Consider the following 17,374-nt stretch of genomic DNA (forward strand, 5'->3'; position numbering starts at 1 on the left):
CAATTGATATCGCAACCGTCTAGAGTCTGAATCGATGCAAAAAGTATTGAAAATTAGACCCAAAAGATGAGTCACTCGTAGAACTCATATTATGATGGGTTGTTTATTTTCTATTCCATTCTATGGAGGGCAATCATGGCAGGAATAAATTTAGAAACGCAAGATGTTAACTTAAACCGATTAAAACAGCCACCCATTCATCTCTTGACTCAAGTCCAACCCCATGGCGTTTTACTGGTCTTGCAAGAGCCTGAATTAACAGTTTTGCAGGTCAGCCGAAATACATCTCAGGCATTGGGTCTGGCTCCTGAAGCGATTCTGGGTAAGACACTGGATGATATTCTTGATTCCTTTCAGGTGGATCGGGTCAGGATGGGATTATCCCATGAAAATCTAGACTTAATCAATCCCACTAAAGTTTGGGTTAGACGAAAAGGAGATGATTACCAAGTATTTGATGCGGTTTTTCATCGCAGTGCAGATGGATTTTTAGTGCTGGAATTGGAACCAGCTCTAACTCAAGAAACGATTCCCTTTTTAAGTTTTTATCATCTAGCTAGAGCGTCGATTAACCAGCTCGAAACCACCTCCAACCTTCAGGATTTTTGTCAAATCATTGTCCGGGAGGTGCGTAAGGTTACTGGGTTCGATCGCGTCATGCTCTACAAATTTGATGAAGATGGACATGGCGAAGTGGTTGCCGAAGCCAAATTGGACGAGATGGAGCCTTATTTGGGGTTGCACTATCCAGAATCGGATATTCCCCAACCCGCCCGGAAAATGTTCCTGTCCAACTGGATTCGGGTGATTCCCAACGCCCACGCTGAACCGGTGCAGCTTTATCCCAGCGACAATCCCATTACCAATCAGCCCGTCGATCTGACGCTCTCGATCCTCCGGAGTGCCTATCCCTGCCACCTTGAGTACCTGCACAACATGGGGGTTGGGGCGTCGCTCACGATTTCCTTAATGAAGGATGAGAAGCTTTGGGGACTGATTGCCTGTCACCATCGCACTCCCAAACATGTTCCTTATGAATTGCGGAAAGCCTGCGAATTCTTGGGACGGGTGATTTTTGCAGAAATCTTTACCCGCGAAGAAGAGGCCGACTACAACTATCGCATGAAGCTGGCACAGGTCCAATCGGCGTTGATAGAGTACATGTCCCAAGCGGACAACTTTATTGATGGATTGATTCAGCAGGAGCCGAATTTGCTGGACTTGGCGAATGCGAAGGGAGCGGCTATTTGTTTTAATGGGCACTGGACAACACTTGGACGGACGCCACCGGAAGAAGAGCTCAATTATCTGGTGCAATGGCTGACGAAAACCGTGGATGAAGAGGTGTTTTATACCGATTCTCTGCCCCTGATTTACTCCGATGCCGAGCGATTTAAGGAAGTTGCCAGTGGTTTGTTGGCGATTCCGATTTCCAAACGCAGTTATGTATTGTGGTTCCGTCCTGAGGTGATCCAGACGGTGAACTGGGGCGGCGATCCCAATCATGCCTACGAACTCAAAGAGTCGAGTGACACGTTGCAGCTATGTCCTCGTAAATCCTTTGATTTGTGGAAGGAAACAGTCCGCCTGAAGTCTTTACCCTGGAAGTCGGTAGAAGTTAAGGCAACGTTAGAGTTAAGAAAGGCGATCGTCAACATTGTACTGCGGCAGGCAGAAGAACTGGCCTTACTGGCTCAAGATTTGGAACGATCGAACGCCGAACTGAAGAAGTTTGCCTATGTGGCTTCTCATGACTTGCAAGAACCCCTGAATCAGGTGGCGAATTTCGTGCAGTTACTAGAGATGCGCTATAACGACGAACTGGACGAGGATGGTAAAGAGTTTATTGGCTTTGCCGTGGATGGCGTTAGCCTAATGCAGACGCTGATTGATGATGTGCTGGTGTACTCTAAGGTAGACCTGAAAGGGATTGAATGGGAACTCACCGAGGTAGAGACATCTTTAAATCGGGCATTCAGCAATCTGCGAGGACGTATTAGCGAAGCCCAGGCGGAAATTACCTACGATTCGATGCCAATCATCGTGGCGGACAGTACCCAGCTGATGCAACTGTTCCAAAACTTGTTGGGGAACGCCATTAAGTTTAAAAAGAAGGATGAAGCACCTCGAATTCATGTAGGAGTACAACGACAGGAGGATTCTTGGTTGTTCTCGGTTCAGGACAATGGGATTGGCATCGATCCGCAGTTTGCAGATCGCATCTTTGTGATTTTCCAACGCCTGCATACCCGTGATGAGTATCCCGGTTCTGGCATGGGACTGGCTATCTGTAAGAAAATCGTGGAGTGCCACCGAGGACAAATCTGGGTTGAATCCGAACTGGGCAAAGGTGCAACCTTCTTTTTCACGATTCCTGTAGGAGGACGAGATCGCCATCATGCCAGTGGACACAAGAAACAAAACTATCCTTTTGGTCGAAGATAACCGAGGTGATATCCGGCTGATCCAGGAAGCACTCAGAAGCACTGCCGCCCAGTGTGATGTAGTGATTGCAAGGGATGGCATGGAAGCCATGGCTTATCTGCGGCAACATGGAGAGTATGCAGATGCGGTTCGTCCAGACATCATTCTGCTCGATTTGAATCTGCCCAAAAAGGATGGACGGGAAGTACTGGCAGAAATTAAAGCGGACCCGTCCCTCAAGCACATTCCGATTATTGTCCTATCGACATCCCGCAACGAGGAGGATATATCCAAAAGCTACGATTTACACGTCAACTGCTACATCTCAAAATCACGTAATTTGGCTCAATTGTTCAAAATTGTCCAGGGGATTGAGGAATTTTGGTTAGAGACGGCAACGCTGCCACCGGAAAGCCCGTAGGCAGAAATTTTGTTAACATCCTGCTCGTTGAGGACAACCTGGCAGAAGCTCGCTTACTTCAGGAAGTCCTCAAGGGTAGTTTGATCAGCCGCTTTAACTTGGCTCATGTGAAGCGGCTGAAGGAGGCGATTGCCCAAATTGAAGTCGATCACTTCGATGTGATTTTGCTCGATCTCACTCTGCCCGACAGTTATGGGTTAGCCTCCCTGGATTCGCTAATTCAGCACGCCCCCAAGCTGCCGATCGTTGTATTGACTAATACGAATGATGATGAACTTGCGGTGGAAGCGGTTCGGCATGGGGCACAGGATTACCTGGTGAAGCGACAGCTCAACCAAGATATTTTAGTGCGCTCTCTACGTTATGCGATCGAGCGCAAACAAGCCGCCGAAGCCTTACGAGAAGCGAACGAAATCTTGGAACTGCGGGTACAAGAGCGCACGGCTGAACTCGAAACCGCCAATGAATTACTCAGACGAGAAATTGAGTGGTGTCAGAGAATTCAGGAACGGTTGGAATTGGCGCAAAAAGCCGGTAAGATTGGCACTTTTGAATGGAGTATCCCATCCAATGAGATTACCTGGACGGCTGAGTTAGAGGCTCTCTATGGGCTGGCTCCAGGTAGCTTTAATGGTCGATACGATGATTGGATTCAAACCCTTCATCCCGATGATCGCCGCAACACCGAACAGGAACTCTGGCAAGCGGTTAGGGTGGGACAGGGATTGGATACCGAGTTTCGCATCATCTTACCGAATGGAGAAATTCGCTGGATTGCCGTTAAGAGCAGCCTCTTTCACGACCTGACCGGCAAACCCATGCGGATGATTGGTATCCACATGGATATTACCGAAAAAAAACAGCTCGAAGCGCAATTTTTGCGAGCACAACGATTGGAAAGTCTGGGAACACTTGCCAGTGGAATTGCTCATGACCTCAACAATATTCTGAGTCCCATTCTGATGGGTGCTCAATTATTACCGCTCAAGTTTCCCGATGTCAATGACCAAACCCGGCAAATGATTAAAACCATAGAAACCAGCGCCCAACGGGGAGCAGGACTGGTTAAACAAATTTTATCGTTTGCGCGGGGTGTAGAAGGCAAGCGAGTGAGTCTGCAAATGAATCACTTGCTATTAGAAATTAGGAAAATTATTCACCAAACTTTGCCGAAATCCATCGACATTTATACTGATATTTCTCCCGATTTATGGATGATATTAGGTGATGTGACCCAAATGCATCAGGTTTTTATGAACCTATGTGTGAATGCCCGTGATGCGATGCCGGAGGGTGGTGTTTTGCAGATTAATGCTGAAAATTTGCTGCTCGACGAACAATATGCCCGGATGCATTTGGATGCTCATATTGGCCCCTACGTTGTCGTGACTGTCACTGATACGGGAACGGGCATTCCACCCGATATCGTGCACCGAATTTTTGACCCATTTTTTACCACTAAAGAGATTGGGAAAGGGACGGGATTAGGACTCTCTGCCGTATTGGGTATTGTGAAGAGTCATGGGGGATTTGTAGATGTGCAAAGTGAAGTGAACAAAGGCAGCACCTTTAAGGTTTATTTACCTGCCAGCCCATCTACTTTACTGCCCACAAATGATCATTTAGAGTTGCTTTTGGGTGATCAGGAATTGATTTTAGTGGTTGATGATGAAGCGGCGATTCGTGAAAGTATTAAAACAACCCTAGAAGTCTATAACTATCGAGTGTTAACGGCCCGTGATGGGATTGAGGCTGTCTCGGTTTTTGCGGAACACAAAGATAAAATTCAAGGCGTCTTAATCGATATGATGATGCCCTCACTCGATGGTTTAGCGATTATTCCCCTACTCCGCCAATTCAATCCGGGTGTTTATGTGGTAATCATGAGTGGGCTAAACTCTACAGAAGCCGTACTTCAAGCTGAACGTGTCGGTTGTCAGGGTTTCTTGCCTAAGCCGTTTACGACGAGGGAACTGCTGCAAATTTTGCACAAAGATCGCTGTACATCTTCGTAATATGGGGAGAGCTTGTAGTGAGGACTAAAGTCCTCTGGTGAGGGTAGCTCAAGCGCCTACTACGAGCAGGGAGCGATCGCAACTTGACCAATTATCTATAGCTTGCCGGGAACCTGGAGAACCTGGAAAGAATAGGGCGATCACCCTAGCGCACTTGAATAACTATCTGTAAAAAATCTAGAATAGCCAAGCAAATTTTCAAGCCGGAGCGATCGCAATTCTTGTGTGAGGATGGAAGAGATATAGGGAATCTACATCTTTGGAGAAACAGGCTCTGAAGATTCCTGAGTTTGATTAATCATGTGTAAACCGCACTCTTTCTTACCTGCATCTTCCCACCACCAACGACCTTCCCGCTCATGTTGATTGGGTAACACGGGGCGAGTACAGGGTTCGCAACCAATGCTGATAAAGCCACGCTCGTGCAAAGCATTATAGGGGACTTCGTAGGAGCGAATGTACATCCAAACATCAGTGGATGACCAATTGGCAAGCGGGTTGAATTTAATCAGTTGGTGATCGTCTGTTGAGAAGGCATTATCCACTTGAACCACGGGAACACTGGCGCGTGTGGATGGATTTTGGTCTTTGCGCTGTCCTGTAACCCAGGCATCCAGAGTAGATAGCTTGCGCCGCAGAGGGGCAACCTTACGAATATCACAGCATTCCTTGTGCCCATCTTCATAGAAGCTGAACAGACCTTTTGCCTTGACTAAAGCTTCGATTTGGGCGGCATCGGGATACATGAGTTCGATCGCAATACCGTAATGCTTTCTGACGCGATCGATAAACTGATAGGTTTCGGCATGAAGACGACCGGTATCGAGGCTGAAGACTTTGATATCTGGATTAATCTTGTGCGCCATATCAATTAGGACAACATCCTCGGCACCACTGAACGAAATGGCAAGGTTGTCAAATAAGTTCAACGCACGTTCGAGAATTTTTTGTGGGCTTTGGCGGGACAGTTCCGTCTCAAGCGTCGGAATATCAAGTGAAGCAACGTTCTGTTGGGTGAACTGCACCATAGTGGGTGTTCTCAAGAAAAGGATCGTCTCGTGGCAACATCATACTTTATCCAGTTTAGCCCTTAGTACACCTTGTTAGAAAAGGGGTACGCCAACCGAGAAGCGATAGCGAAGCGCTGCTGCAAAGCAGATCGCATTCTCTGAGATAGCATGAAAAGGCTGTCTGCCACTGGTGAGTTTCACCGTTCGGTTAGGACTGGTTCTACAACTGTGCAGCTACACTCCTAGGAATCAAACATGTCGTGGATGGAATTGAGCCTCGATACAACGCATGAGGCGGTTGATTGGGTCTGTACGCTGTTGGCTGAGATTAAAGCTATTGATGATGTTCGGATTACACAATACACTGACTCAAACCTATCTCAGTCTGCTGAGCGAGATGTAGCACAACCCAGTTGGGCGTTTACGATTTGCTTCTATTTAAAGCAAGAGGCATGTTCGCGGCAAGATCTGGAAAAAATCGTTAATCTGCTGCTGCCTCTGAACCGCACAGGACTTGCAACTGAGCTTCAGATCAGTAGGGTGAATGATAAACCCACACAGGACGAAGAACTCAATCCCTTTGTACATCGGATCGGGCAACGGTTCGTTGTACTCACTCCCGATGCACCTTATCAAGCGAAGGCCGCAGACGAAATACCCTTAAGATTGAAGACAACTCTCTCCTTTGGCAGTGGTCTACATCCAGCAACCATGCTAAGTCTGCAACTGATTGAGCGGTATATCGTCCCCAGCATGAATGTCCTCGACCTTGGATCGGGTTCAGGCATCCTGAGTATAGCGATGGCGAAGCTTGGGGCAACGGTCTTAGCCTTAGATAATGATAGTACTGCTGTGCAAGCCACTCAGGATTCTGTCTCTGGGAATGATGTAGAGCAACAGGTAACGGTTATGCAAGGGAGCCTCGGAGGTGGAAGTGACTTGGGGCATTGGATGGGCGGAGATACGAGCGAGAATGTGCCCAAAATCGAGGCAACAGAAAGGTTTGACGTGATTGTTGCCAATATCCTGGCGCGGGTGCATATCGCCCTTGCCGATGACTTTCATCGTGCGTTGCGTCGGACGGCTGCCCATCCGGGACTCTTGATTACAGCCGGTTTTACTACTGATTATGAGGGAGAGGTTGTCTCGTCCTTAAGAGAGGCAGGGTTTGAAACCATCGATTGTGAACGATTCAACGAGTGGGTAGCCCTTGCCTATCACCTTGCCTAGTGCGATCGCACTTTTGTGTTGAGAAAAAAGGGGACAAGAGAATCTGCCTTCAACCGAGAATCGCCATAAAAAACCCCACCCATAAAAGGATGAGGTTGTTAATTAGAGTCTTTACAAGCCGTTAGATTTCTGCTCGGTTGTTAGACCCATGTCTATGAAATGGCATAGTTCTTGCCATAAAGGTTAAGGACAGATTTAACGGCTCTTGCGACCACTTACTAGTAGTAAACCTTCTGCCTTCTGCCTTCTGCCTTTTGCTTTAGTTAGAACGATGGTCGATTGGTGGGTGATTGGTAGTAAACTTTAGATCCTTGATCGGGGACAAAATGACAAGCCCAGTAAGAGCGTACAAAGCTCTTCCAAATTGGCTCCTCAGACTTGCGATAAAGATCGCCCAACAGGGGTTTAATCGCTTCTGTTGCGGTCTTTAAGTGGTAGTGCGGCATGTTCAGGAAGATGTGATGAGCCACATGGGTACCAATGTCATGATGGATGGGATTAATAAAGCCGTAGTCGCGATCAATCGTAGATAATGCCCCTTTCAGGAAATACCAATCATCCCCGCGATACCAAGGGATATCAGGTTCTGTGTGATGCAGGAAGGTGACTAGAGCCAGCCACATCACAAATATTAGATAGGGAACGAAGTAGTACTTGAATAAAAATAGCCAACCAAACTGATAGGTTAGCCCGCCTAAGAAACCGACCATCAGCACCCAGAGTGAACTACTGGTCAACACATCCCACTTTTCTGAGGGACGGAAGAGGGGACTGCTGGGCAGAAAATGGGAACCTTCCCGATCAGGTGTTCGCCGGAACAGGTAGATGGGGTAAGCGATCAAGGGTATATAGAAGCGGATCAGCTTTTCATACCAGGGCATCTGCTCATATTTGGTCTGGGACACTGGATACCAGCTTTCATCGGTATCAAGGTTGCCCGTGTTGGCATGATGAGTTCTGTGGCTAATCCGCCAACCGTGGTAGGGAACAAGGATGGGGATATGGCAAAGGTGCCCAATGAAGCTATTCAGCCATTTGGACTTAGAGAAAGAGCCATGTCCGCAGTCGTGCCCAACCACAAACAAGGCCCAAAACATGGTTCCTTGCATGAACCAAAAGATGGGGAAAAATAGCCAGGAATCCAGGCTATAGGCGATCGCATAAAGTCCCGCGATAATCCCAATATCTAGAAAGAAGTAAGCCAGAGATTTCCAGACCGAGGGTTCAAAACAATGGGCGGGAATAGCTGCCTTTAGATCTTGAAGAGTAAAGGGTAGCTCTGTTGTACGGGTGGACGAGGCTGGACTCGTCGCCTGATTGAGAACAGTGTTTGATTGCACTAATCTTTCCGATTTGACCTGACTTGAAAACCCACATTCCGCCTTTTATAGACCACACTCAGCTATTAAAAGCCAGAATTTTGACTCAGCAACGGTTCAACGTGGTTGAGTTCGCATAAACGACCCGTCCGCAATTCTCATCCAAGCTAGCTTGTTGAATGCATGTTTTGGGAAAATCAGTGCGACCTCCATTGCTTCATGAAAAAATCGAGTGTCCCAGTTAGAAGTGCGAAATGCGGGTGAGAAACCGGATTCATTCTAACCCTATATGAGTGGATTTGTTAAGATAAGTTTCAAAATAGCGGATTCCAGAGGACTACGATCCGCTTCGCTGGTACCCCTTGGGCAATCACCATCGCTGGGAAGAACATACCCTGAGTGACAATGGTGAAGTTTCTACCCATCCTACACAGCCCAAATGAATGAATCCCTAGATGCCCGACAGTATGCCCCCGCCACACAACGCAATCGAGAGGCCATTCTGAAAGTGCTTTTACAAGTACTGCCACCTACAGGCACCGTGTTAGAAGTCTCCAGTGGCACAGGAGAACATGCCGTGTTTTTTGCACCTCGACTCATCCGGCACAAGTGGATTCCCTCTGACCCCAACGCGATCGCACGAGCGAGTATTGCAGCATGGCGGGAATATTGTCCTGCGGATAATTTGTATCCCCCGATTGCATTGGATGTGTGCGATCCGGTTTGGGCGATCGAAGGGGATGAACTGCCAGAACCGTTGCAGGAGATTGATTTGAAGCAAGATCCAATTGTTGCGATCGTCAATATTAACATGATTCACATTGCCCCTTGGTCAGCCTGTTTAGGATTAATGGCAGGGGCAGGACGGATTCTGCCTCCGGGTGGCATTTTGTATCTATACGGGCCTTTCAAACAAGGTGGTAGGCACACAGCAGCCAGCAATGCGGCTTTTGATGAAAGTCTTCAGATGCAAAACCCAGAGTGGGGCGTGCGGGATTTGGATGAAGTTGTGGCAGTTGCAGAAACTCAAAATCTGTCACTGCTCAAAACTTATGCGATGCCAGCGAATAATCTTTCTGTTATTTTTCAAGCGTGAGTCTATCCAACATAGGCAATCCAACCCCTATAAAATCCTGAATTTACTCATAAGATAATCCTAACCCAAAAATTAAAAGCAATAGGTAAGCTTGATGAGTGTAAATACAGAGTAATTGAGTTGTAGAAGAGGAGGCGACCGATGGTAGCTATTGCTGAAAAAGTTCAACGCCGACTGACGATGCAGACTGTCGAAATTGCACCAGGGACAACGGCAATTCGCTCTTTGGATTGGGATCGCGATCGCTTCGACTGCGATGCGTTTGGGTTGCATTATTGCGATGACCACACCTTTGATGAAGACTTAGAGCTAATTGAAGAGGATTACAAATATTACTACGACTGTTTGATGGGGCCAGATGAAGCACTTCCTCAAGCGCTTCCCTCCCGGTAGCGATCGCTTTGCAGGTGTGAAGACTTATCCAGCAACTGATGGCTCTCCCATTTTGGCAGACGCTCTTGCCTATATGGAGTGCGAAGTCAAAAGCCGCATGGATTGTGGCGACCACTGGACGATCTACGCCACTGTTTCGGTGGGTCGCGTCTCCAAACCCGATGCTCTGACGGCAGTACACCATCGTAAAGTCGGGAACCATTATTAATGAAGCAATAGTTAGGGCTTTGTACATTCTGTAGAGACGCGAGATATCACGTCTCTACAATTTGGCTATTCCTCCATCGTGCTAACGTGAAGGCATTGTATTGAGAGTCTTGCGGAGGTTGAGGAAGATGGTATCTCAACTGCAATCGCCGACCCAGTCAGAGGTCATCTATCCCGATAGCGACGGAAAGCCAATGGCAAATAATACCAAGCAGTTTCGCTGGATTGTGGTGATTCAGCAGAATTTGGATTGGTTGTTTGCCGATGACCCAAATGTGTTTGTTGCGGGAGACTTGTTTTGGTATCCGGTGGAGGGAAAACCAAATATCGTTAACGCCCCAGATGTGATGGTAGTGTTTGGTAGACCTAAAAGCGATCGCGGCTCCTACCAGCAATGGAACGAGGAGGACGTTGCGCCGCAGGTGGTGTTTGAAATCCTCTCTCCAAGCAATACACAGGATGAGATGGAGAGGAAGTTGCTGTTCTACGAGCGCTACGGCGTGGAAGAGTACTATATTTACGATCCGGACAGGAATCGGTTACGAGGTTGGTTGCGTACTGAGGATGGGTTAGATATTATTCCCCAGATGGCGGATTGGCTCAGTCCTCGATTAGGAATTCGGTTTGCTTGGTCAGAGGAGGATTTAGAGTTTTATCGCCCTGACGGAGAGCGTTTTCTGACTTATGTGGAGATTGCCCAACGCTTTGAGGAAGAACGGCAACGCGCTGAGGAAGAACGACAACGCGCTGACCAAGCAGAGCAAGCGAGACGAGATGCAATCCCTCGGTTGTTGGGAATGGGGTTGAGTGTTGAGCAGGTTGCCGAAGCGCTGGGGTTATCTGTGGAAGAGGTGCAGGCGATCGATCAAGGATAATGTTGGAGTTTGGGAGAAAGGCGATCGCTCCATTCGTTTCTTACAACATTTTCAGGAAAACGCACTCACCCGCCCGGAGTTCAAACTCCGGGCTAATATATAAAGTCCACTAAAGTGGACTGAAATCTCTGTATAGTCCACATTAGTGGACTTGAGCTATGAGCCAGGGGTTTTAACCCCTGGTGGGTGAGCGCGTCAAACCCAAGATGTGAGTTCAATTACTACCGCTCTCGCTCATCTTGAAGCAGTTCCAAAATTTGAAAGCAGAGTTTGAGTAGAAAAATGAGAAACCCTGCGTTAGGGTTCAGCCAAGTAGCAAAGCCGACGACAGCAAATTCAATGAATTTAAGCCACTTGCGAGCCTTTCTGGATTTAAGTTTCGAGTTACTGGGTTGAGTTGCTTGCTTGAGTTCTTCAGCCGTCCGAGTTTTGTTGGAAGTTTTCATAGTTGTCATCTGTTCAGTGAACTCCCAACAATCTGTCAAACCTAAGCACTGTGGCTGGTTCAGCAAATGTACAGGTACTAATCAGCTTGCGATCGCGTTGCGTCCAATTTGTGTCCACGTTTAGGATTGATGAAAGGCTGAAACTCAGGTATGGCAAAACAGACAGGTCGTTCGCTTCAACTATCCGCACAAGGAAGACAGAAGGCGGACATAGCGCTACAAAAATTTGCTGGCAAACGGGATTTGGCTGCTAATCTGGGGATGTCTCCTACGACAGTGACGAATTTCTTTGCAGGTAGACCTGTTAAACGCAGAGAGTTTCATGCGATTTGCAAAAAGCTAGGGCTGAATAATTGGCAAGAGGTTGCTGATTTACCTCAACAAGATGAATCTGAACCTGTAGAAAAGCTTCAGAACAAAGGTTCTGATATCGATGAATTGGTGCGGGAAGTACGATCGCGCTGTTGCGATAAAATCCTAGACCTGTACAGCAAAATCCAGTTGTTGAATCGCCAGCAGATTGATGTAGATAAGCTTTACGTGGATGTCTATGTGCTGGAGAAGCTTGCTAGTGACTCTCATGCAACTATTCCTGGACTGCTGAGAGGCTCAGATTTAGGTAATGACTTTGACCGTTTTGGGTTGGGGCAACGTGGGGAGCGATCGCCCGGATTTGAAGTAGCCGCCCAGTACCCCAGACTGATGATATTGGGCAAACCAGGGTCAGGAAAAAGCACATTCTTGCGACACCTAGCGGTTGCCTGTTGCAAGGGTGAGTTTCTGGCTGACCACATCCCGATTTTGATTGAACTCAGAGTTATCAATGCTGGTGAGTTCAACCTACTCAACTATATTCATGAAGAATTTGATTTGGCTGATGAGGAGCAAACCAAACAAATCTTGAAGCAGGGTAAGGTTTTGATTTTACTTGATGGTTTGGATGAAGTGCCTGGTCAGTCGAGGCGAGAGGTTCAAGACCATATCTATAAGTTTGCCCAGTTCCAGCATTATTACAAAAATCGCTTTATCCTCACCTGTCGAACTCAAACCCTAGAATACATATCGGATAAGTTTCAAGCTGTTGAGGTTGCTGATTTTAACTCAGAGCAAGTGGAAATTTTTGCTCAAAACTGGTTTACTGCCTTCGCTGAAACGCCTGAACAAGGAGCCGAACTTACAGTAAAGTTTCTGGACAAGCTGAAATTGCCTGACAACAAGCAAACTGCTGAACTGGCTGTTACACCTATCCTACTGAGTTTGGCATGTTGGATTTTCGGCGATTTGAAAGACTTACCGCCTAAGCGTTCCGATTTATATGAACAGGGAATCAATCTGCTGTTGGAAAAGTGGGATGAAAAACGCGGAGTCAGGCGGGAATTAGGAAGTGAAGCCTATCGAAAGTTGTCGGTTGGAGAAAAAAAGAAACTCCTAAGTTATCTGGCTGCCCGTAAGTTCGAGCAAGAGCAATATGTGTTGTTTGAGCAAGGCGAACTTCAGGGATACATTGCGGAATATCTGGAGATTTCAACCGAGGATAGTGAAGCAGTGCTGGATGCTGTAGCAGCACAGCATGGGTTATTGATTGAACGAGCACAGGGATTCTGGTCTTTCTCTCACCTGACGTTTCAAGAGTATTTCACAGCGAAGTGGTTTTGCGATCGGGCTGATTGGAACGCTTTAGTTAAGCACATCAGAACAGAGTACTGGCGCGAAGTTTTTTTGCTAGGAGTTGGAATTGTCAAAAGCGCTGATAAACTACTCTGCCTAATGAAAAAATAAATTGATTCAACAGTAGCTTCAGATGAGCTATTGAAACAAATTCTGCACTGGGTCAAACAAAAATGTTTTTTAGTAAAAACTCCTTGTAAAATTGCAGCAGTTAGAGCTTTTTATCTGTCCCGTGTTCTTGAGCTTCCCTTTGATAACTATCTATCTTGTTCTATCGATATTTTCTTTGATGAATGTCTATCTGATTCTCTTAATCTGTTTAGGGATTACTGCCTATACCGTTCTCTCTATCATTCCCACTCCCCTAACTTTGACAAAACTCTCTACAGTTCTGGTTCCAGCTACGGCACGTTTTGTTCTTTCACCCACTTCCTTGAATTTGAACTCTTCCTTTCTGAGGCGCTTAAACACTCCTTCGAGCTTAAACCCGAACTTAGGGAAGCATTGCAAAAACTTCAAAATAAACTACCAGTTCAAGAAGCTAGAATAAACTACAAACAATGGTGGATAGCTAATGGCCAAGCTTGGATTGAGGAATTGAGAACTATCATGATTATTAATGATTGCAAGATTGAGCGAGATTGGCATCTTAGCAACGAGCAGAAGGAATTGCTTCAGCAGTATTATGATTCTAATTACTTGCTGGTGAATTGTCTGAATAGTAACGTGAGTGATGGAGTGAAAGAGGAGATCGAAGAGAAGTTGTTGTGGCCTTTTGATGTGATTCACAATAGTCAGCAGCAGATGTAGCAGATGAATAACCTGTGAATTTGAATAGAGATATTTTAGAGAGCGATCGCACCCATGACCCTTAAAGAAGGCGCGTCTCTATGCCGACGAACACTTTCCACGCATAGAGTCCGCGTAGGCGGACTTAGTTTGTGTAGCCGCGATTTTCAATCGCCAGCTATTTTTGCAAGAGGTCTATTGTTTGCGATCGCTCCTCCCTTAAAACCTACCTACCTATCTCTCGTGCGCTGCCAAGAAGCTGATTCCAAGCTTCAACAACTGCTCGTAAATTTGCAGGTAAACCATCGATAGGGACTATGTTGTACCGAACCGTACCATCGCGGCTGGTGAGCGTGTGAGTAGAGATATCACAACAGGCTGTTTTTGATGCGTAATTCAAATTTTTAAATTGTGCAAATCGCTGCCGTTCTAGCAATTGCTGAAACTGTCGCACCTGTTGGGGGGAAACCCGACGGACGCTACGTCCAGAATCATTAGCATCGCCCACAAGGGTACGAATCAATCGCCCATCGTTGAGCAAAACGGTTTCAAAGGTTCTGCCAGTAAAGCCACCACTAGTAATTTCCCGAAAAACCACATTTCGATCCAAAGGCGGTGGCAACTCATTAGCAGGAATGGGTACAGGCTCAATTGTCTTGTTATTACCATTCTGACCTTGAAGCTCAAACTGCGAACCATCTTCTTTCACCCGGTAAACGTAGCTGTCTTGCCCATTGGAAACAGTTGCTTGCCAACCGGGAGCAATAGGACGAGTACAATTAGGAACACCTTCACAGCTACCATTCCAGTCTTTCTGAAATTTAGCTTCAATAATGCGGAGATTGGACGACCCTGAAAACTTGGCGGCATCCTTTTTAATCGCCTCAGCAACCTTTGGCAATAAAGTTAGAGAACGATCTAGCAGCACTGAATTCGCCTTTTCATCAACGTGATAAACCCATTGCTGGTTTCCACTGTCTACTGTTACTTCCCAGCCGGATACCGGATCAGCCTCAGCCGTGCAATATGAACGACCAAAAGCAAAGAGACAACGATTCCCCCAAGTCTGCGGTTGTGCTTTAACGATGCGTAGTGTCTCAGTGGGCAATCCCGACCACTTGGAAGCATCCCGAAAAATCGCACTAACAATAGATTTCGGTAAGGTTTCTTGAGTTGCTTTTTGAGACAGCTTCACTAGAGAACCCATGTCATCACTTACAAAAACCCAGCGAATATCTCCAGCACCCACAATAACTTCCCACCCTCGGACCAAAACTGGATCGCAAGGACGGCGGGGAAAAGTCGGTCTTTCGCACCCCTCAGCCCATTGTGTGCGTTTAAAGCTAACAATATTCAACGCCTTTTTAGGTAAGTTGGATGCATCAGCAGCACTCCGCAAAACAGCATCAGCAACTTGAGTGGGTAAACGGTTAGTTGTAGCGTTTTGTTTGACTGATTCCTTGGCTACTTCGGGTAAAGGTCTTTTATCAGCAGCTACGCCACTTTTTATTAGTGTTAACCCGCTACCAACAGACACAATGCCAGTCAAAATCAAGGCTGTCAAAATTTTATGAGGTTGGGCATTAGAAGAATCTTTGGCAACGGGTTTCATAGCAAAATTCCAATAGAAAAATATCCAGCCCAATCTTTGCCACTAACCAATGAGTGGGCTTCTAGCGATCGCTGGCTTTCTTGAATGGCTGATGGAAAGATAGACGCTGGCAGAGTAATAGTTGGTTCCGCGCCAGAGAATGAGTCAACTATTGCTAGAGCAATCCTATTTGAGTGGTGAGATGTCTGAGGTTCAGATTCCCGACTTCTTAGAGAAGTCAGGAATCTCGCCTTCACAAATCATTTAGGACTGCTATAGAGCGCCAAGACGAGTAGAAGTAAAAAAACTATCTCAAAGGCTGCTCTGGAAGGGTAGGTTGGAACTCTGGCAGTAACACTGATAAAAACCATTAAAAAAATCAATTAATAACTACTTATTTTATAAGCGGAGAGAATGTAAGCTGGATTCCAGTGACACAGGTTAGAGGAATCCCAAATGCAGAAGGCTTTGACGAACCTGCCAAGTAACGACTACGAATGGTTGAAGCGCAATCGTATTGTGCGCGTTCTCGAAACCGTCCAAGACTTCTTTGTAATTTCCCTGTGTATCGCTCTATTCGCCCTCATGGCAATCCAGCTACGAGAGATGTTTTTCGAGCTATTGCCTCCGCTTGATTTCCCAGGTGTTACTTCCGATATCCTGTTCTTGCTGATTTTAGTCGAGTTATTCCGACTGCTGATTATTTACCTACAAGAGCAACGAGTCTCGATTGGGGTAGCCGTAGAAGTATCCATTGTCTCCGTTTTGCGAGAAGTCATCGTGCGGGGAGTTCTAGAAACCTCCTGGATTCAAATTTTAGCTGCCTGTGCCTTCTTGCTAGTTATGGCAACCTTGCTTGTGGTTCGAGTTTGGCTTCCGCCAACGTTTAAAGGAATTGACCCTGAAAAACGCTTGTTAATCAGGAATAATCTCCTAGCAACAGATAACTCATCTAACGCCATTGAAACGGCAACTAATCTAAATTCTCAACCCCTTACTTCTCTTATTGCAAACGGGACGAACGGTTCGGGGCATCAAGATTGAAACGGTGGACTTGAGGGTTTGGAGAATGTACTCGAACTCCATCATTTAACCAGTTACAAACTATCAACTAGAGGATTAAAGCCATGCTAGATATTAAACCTCGCGATGTTCAAGTCGCCTCGATCGCTGCTGCCGATACTACTATTTTGCGATCGCGTACTTGGGACAGACTCAAATTTGAAGTCGAATACTCCCTGCAACGCGGCACCACAGCCAATTCCTATCTCATTAAAGCCGATAAAACTGCCCTTATCGACCCGCCGGGTGAGTCGTTTACCGAGACTTTCCTGCACCAATTGCAACAGTCTATAGAGTTGCAGCAGTTGGATTATGTAATTTTGGGTCATGTCAACCCAAACCGGATGGTGACACTCAAAGCCTTGCTAGAGTTAGCGCCACAAGTGACGTTTGTTTGCTCTAAACCGGGTGCGATCGCATTGCAAAGTGCCTTAAGAGAGTACCAGCACCAGTTAAAGATTTGGATACCAAGGGCGGAAGACACCTTAGACTTGGGCAACGGTCATCAACTCCAATAGACCTGTCCGAAAATTGGTAAAGCTCTCTGTGTCTGGCTTGGCAGATCTTTTCCTTCAAGCCAAATGGAACGAAAGAATCGGGGTTGGAGGCGGTTGTTGTTAGCAACCCCCGGGAACCGAGGCAATACTAATTCATATCATCCCTCCTGCTTAAAACTGTTCTGGAACTGGCAAAACGACTGTACCGATTCGCCGCCTCACCAGCCCACAAACGGTTAAAATCACTTGCTCATAAGTGTCAGGATGTAAGCGAAATCGCTCTCGTGCAATCCGGAAGATTTTTAGCAATCGGATGACATGCTCCACAAAG

Annotated in this window: 15 protein-coding genes and 2 pseudogenes; 12 read left to right on the top strand and 5 right to left on the bottom strand. The window is 46.6% G+C overall.

The window, feature by feature from the left end; genetic code table 11:
* The first annotated feature begins 135 nt into the window (after positions 1-135).
* Genes NDI48_19550 through NDI48_19560 form a run of 3 tightly spaced genes read left to right on the top strand, consistent with a single transcriptional unit; the run spans position 136 to position 4,860 of the window.
* Positions 136-2,445, top strand: a complete 2,310-nt coding sequence (locus NDI48_19550; protein MEP0833366.1) for an ATP-binding protein — start codon at positions 136-138, stop codon at positions 2,443-2,445.
* Positions 2,399-2,845 carry a response regulator gene (locus NDI48_19555; GenBank protein ID MEP0833367.1) on the top strand — a complete coding sequence of 149 codons (447 nt, stop codon included), beginning with the start codon at positions 2,399-2,401 and terminating at the stop codon, positions 2,843-2,845. Before NDI48_19550 ends, NDI48_19555 begins: the two co-directional genes overlap by 47 nt.
* Positions 2,806-4,860 carry a response regulator gene (locus tag NDI48_19560; protein MEP0833368.1) on the top strand — a complete coding sequence of 685 codons (2,055 nt, stop codon included), beginning with the start codon at positions 2,806-2,808 and terminating at the stop codon, positions 4,858-4,860. Before NDI48_19555 ends, NDI48_19560 begins: the two co-directional genes overlap by 40 nt.
* Positions 4,861-5,111: 251 nt before the next feature.
* Here the strand turns inward: NDI48_19560 and NDI48_19565 are convergent, their stop codons facing one another.
* On the bottom strand, positions 5,112-5,888 hold the full coding sequence (locus NDI48_19565; protein MEP0833369.1) for a phosphoadenylyl-sulfate reductase: 777 nt from the start codon (positions 5,886-5,888) through the stop codon (positions 5,112-5,114).
* Between the two features lie 237 nt (positions 5,889-6,125).
* On the opposite strand from NDI48_19565, the gene NDI48_19570 reads away from it, so the two are divergent.
* Positions 6,126-7,100: a 50S ribosomal protein L11 methyltransferase gene (locus NDI48_19570; protein ID MEP0833370.1), complete on the top strand. Its 975-nt coding sequence runs from the start codon at positions 6,126-6,128 to the stop codon at positions 7,098-7,100.
* Between the two features lie 263 nt (positions 7,101-7,363).
* Here the strand turns inward: NDI48_19570 and NDI48_19575 are convergent, their stop codons facing one another.
* Entirely contained in the window at positions 7,364-8,440 is a 1,077-nt protein-coding gene (locus NDI48_19575) for a DUF3474 domain-containing protein (GenBank protein ID MEP0833371.1), read from the bottom strand.
* A gap of 418 nt (positions 8,441-8,858) precedes the next feature.
* Here NDI48_19575 and NDI48_19580 point away from each other — a divergent pair, with 418 nt between their 5' ends.
* The 4 genes and pseudogenes from NDI48_19580 to NDI48_19595 all read left to right on the top strand — a co-directional run bounded on the left by NDI48_19580 (position 8,859) and on the right by NDI48_19595 (position 10,990).
* Positions 8,859-9,515 carry a class I SAM-dependent methyltransferase gene (locus tag NDI48_19580; protein MEP0833372.1) on the top strand — a complete coding sequence of 219 codons (657 nt, stop codon included), beginning with the start codon at positions 8,859-8,861 and terminating at the stop codon, positions 9,513-9,515.
* 141 nt (positions 9,516-9,656) lie between these two features.
* Positions 9,657-9,908 (top strand): hypothetical protein, encoded by a 252-nt coding sequence (locus tag NDI48_19585; protein ID MEP0833373.1) that lies wholly within the window; start codon positions 9,657-9,659, stop codon positions 9,906-9,908.
* Positions 9,874-10,116 (top strand): annotated as a pseudogene (locus NDI48_19590) (flavin reductase family protein). The gene NDI48_19585 and the pseudogene NDI48_19590 overlap by 35 nt, the downstream one beginning before the upstream one ends.
* Before the next feature lie 127 nt (positions 10,117-10,243).
* Complete coding sequence (locus NDI48_19595) at positions 10,244-10,990, top strand: Uma2 family endonuclease (protein MEP0833374.1); 747 nt, start codon at positions 10,244-10,246, stop codon at positions 10,988-10,990.
* 221 nt (positions 10,991-11,211) lie between these two features.
* Here the strand turns inward: NDI48_19595 and NDI48_19600 are convergent, their stop codons facing one another.
* Positions 11,212-11,436: a hypothetical protein gene (locus NDI48_19600; protein MEP0833375.1), complete on the bottom strand. Its 225-nt coding sequence runs from the start codon at positions 11,434-11,436 to the stop codon at positions 11,212-11,214.
* 150 nt (positions 11,437-11,586) lie between these two features.
* Between NDI48_19600 and NDI48_19605 the strand changes: the two genes are divergently transcribed.
* Complete coding sequence (locus NDI48_19605; protein MEP0833376.1) at positions 11,587-13,215, top strand: NACHT domain-containing protein; 1,629 nt, start codon at positions 11,587-11,589, stop codon at positions 13,213-13,215.
* Between the two features lie 498 nt (positions 13,216-13,713).
* Positions 13,714-13,914 (top strand): hypothetical protein, encoded by a 201-nt coding sequence (locus NDI48_19610; protein ID MEP0833377.1) that lies wholly within the window; start codon positions 13,714-13,716, stop codon positions 13,912-13,914.
* 205 nt (positions 13,915-14,119) lie between these two features.
* Here the strand turns inward: NDI48_19610 and NDI48_19615 are convergent, their stop codons facing one another.
* Positions 14,120-15,505 carry a hypothetical protein gene (locus tag NDI48_19615; GenBank protein MEP0833378.1) on the bottom strand — a complete coding sequence of 462 codons (1,386 nt, stop codon included), beginning with the start codon at positions 15,503-15,505 and terminating at the stop codon, positions 14,120-14,122.
* Between the two features lie 435 nt (positions 15,506-15,940).
* Between NDI48_19615 and NDI48_19620 the strand changes: the two genes are divergently transcribed.
* Together NDI48_19620 and NDI48_19625 are read left to right on the top strand one after the other, a co-directional pair.
* Complete coding sequence (locus tag NDI48_19620; GenBank protein MEP0833379.1) at positions 15,941-16,528, top strand: phosphate-starvation-inducible PsiE family protein; 588 nt, start codon at positions 15,941-15,943, stop codon at positions 16,526-16,528.
* Between the two features lie 83 nt (positions 16,529-16,611).
* Positions 16,612-17,061 (top strand): annotated as a pseudogene (locus NDI48_19625) (flavin oxidoreductase).
* Between the two features lie 153 nt (positions 17,062-17,214).
* Here the strand turns inward: NDI48_19625 and NDI48_19630 are convergent.
* Positions 17,215-17,370 (bottom strand): transposase family protein, encoded by a 156-nt coding sequence (locus NDI48_19630; protein MEP0833380.1) that lies wholly within the window; start codon positions 17,368-17,370, stop codon positions 17,215-17,217.
* Between the last annotated feature and the right edge of the window lie 4 nt (positions 17,371-17,374).

It is taken from the genome of Microcoleus sp. AS-A8 (assembly GCA_039962225.1).
GTDB lineage: Bacteria > Cyanobacteriota > Cyanobacteriia > Cyanobacteriales > Coleofasciculaceae > Allocoleopsis.

Excerpts from the sequence above, each read along its gene's own strand:
- NDI48_19600 (MEP0833375.1), bottom strand. The coding sequence starts at position 11,436 with ATGAAAACTTCCAACAAAACTCGGACGGCTGAAGAACTCAAGCAAGCA.
- NDI48_19605 (MEP0833376.1), top strand. The coding sequence starts at position 11,587 with ATGGCAAAACAGACAGGTCGTTCGCTTCAACTATCCGCACAAGGAAGA.
- NDI48_19595 (MEP0833374.1), top strand. The coding sequence starts at position 10,244 with ATGGTATCTCAACTGCAATCGCCGACCCAGTCAGAGGTCATCTATCCC.
- NDI48_19585 (MEP0833373.1), top strand. The coding sequence starts at position 9,657 with ATGGTAGCTATTGCTGAAAAAGTTCAACGCCGACTGACGATGCAGACT.
- NDI48_19570 (MEP0833370.1), top strand. The coding sequence starts at position 6,126 with ATGTCGTGGATGGAATTGAGCCTCGATACAACGCATGAGGCGGTTGAT.
- NDI48_19565 (MEP0833369.1), bottom strand. The coding sequence starts at position 5,888 with ATGGTGCAGTTCACCCAACAGAACGTTGCTTCACTTGATATTCCGACG.
- NDI48_19620 (MEP0833379.1), top strand. The coding sequence starts at position 15,941 with ATGCAGAAGGCTTTGACGAACCTGCCAAGTAACGACTACGAATGGTTG.
- NDI48_19615 (MEP0833378.1), bottom strand. The coding sequence starts at position 15,505 with ATGAAACCCGTTGCCAAAGATTCTTCTAATGCCCAACCTCATAAAATT.
- NDI48_19555 (MEP0833367.1), top strand. The coding sequence starts at position 2,399 with ATGCCAGTGGACACAAGAAACAAAACTATCCTTTTGGTCGAAGATAAC.
- NDI48_19550 (MEP0833366.1), top strand. The coding sequence starts at position 136 with ATGGCAGGAATAAATTTAGAAACGCAAGATGTTAACTTAAACCGATTA.
- NDI48_19610 (MEP0833377.1), top strand. The coding sequence starts at position 13,714 with ATGATTATTAATGATTGCAAGATTGAGCGAGATTGGCATCTTAGCAAC.
- NDI48_19580 (MEP0833372.1), top strand. The coding sequence starts at position 8,859 with ATGAATGAATCCCTAGATGCCCGACAGTATGCCCCCGCCACACAACGC.